Raw genomic sequence first — 881 nt, 5'->3', positions numbered from 1 at the left:
GAGATGCGTTGAGAGTTCACCTCCCAAGTAAGGACAGCGCACATGGAAATGCCTAACAAAGGCATTAAGGTGACTTGTAATACTCGGTGGTTTTGGTTTGGAGTTTAGTGGGCTTGGTGGGTTCATCGTGGCGCACCTTATGCCAGGCGTTATGTGCAATAATTTGGAGACAAATAGTGAGTGCTTGGTTAAACACTTTTGTGGATTTTTTTAATAGTAATTCTCGAGAAATCGGTGTGGTGATGTACGCTGAAGGCTGTCGTGAAGGGTGGCTACAAGGGGAGTTTTATCGACAATCATCCGATCAAAATCATGGTAAATAGCTATAAGCTAAAGAGTTCAAATGGCACTGTTGATCTTTATGGTGAAAGACCAAATGAAGATTCTGAAATCAAAAAAATGGTTGCTGAAATAAAGATAATTGCACCTTCATTTGCAACAAAAAACATTGATGGCAATAGTAATATTGATCAGTTTAATACAGAGGAAGTTGTCAAGATAACAGAATATCACTTAGAGCAAGTTAACCCAGAAGTAGGCTCTTTGCTGAAAGACGTAAAAAGGCTTAATAGTATTGAAGATAATGACATAGAAAAGTATATGATTCTTGTTATTCCAAAATATGAAAATTCACAGATAAAGCCTAATCTTCAAAAATCATTGTCATCAATATCTATCTCAGACAACTGTCGTGAACTATTTTATCCAAATGACCATTTTCGAGTGAGAATTTGGAAACTGTAATGCACATAACAAATCGCACCATGTCGACCCGTTACACTTGGCCGTTTTAATATGAATTGGCTGCTGTGTTTTCAGTAGTCAATTTGCTATCAGTGCGGTAACGGGCGCATGTGCTCAGGCGTTATGCCCCTAAAAGC

General features: G+C 38.4%; 1 protein-coding gene. It reads left to right on the top strand.

Features of this window, described 5'->3' with window-relative positions:
• The first annotated feature begins 261 nt into the window (after positions 1 to 261).
• The gene (locus tag C942_RS22120) at positions 262 to 744 is read left to right on the top strand and encodes a hypothetical protein (RefSeq protein WP_036801516.1); all 483 of its coding nucleotides are present in this window, start codon (positions 262 to 264) and stop codon (positions 742 to 744) included.
• Positions 745 to 881 lie beyond the last annotated feature (137 nt).

Source organism: Photobacterium marinum (genome assembly GCF_000331515.1).
Lineage (GTDB): Bacteria > Pseudomonadota > Gammaproteobacteria > Enterobacterales > Vibrionaceae > Photobacterium > Photobacterium marinum.
Note: the sequence above shows the minus strand (reverse complement) of the source record. Positions and strands in the feature narration are given on the sequence as shown.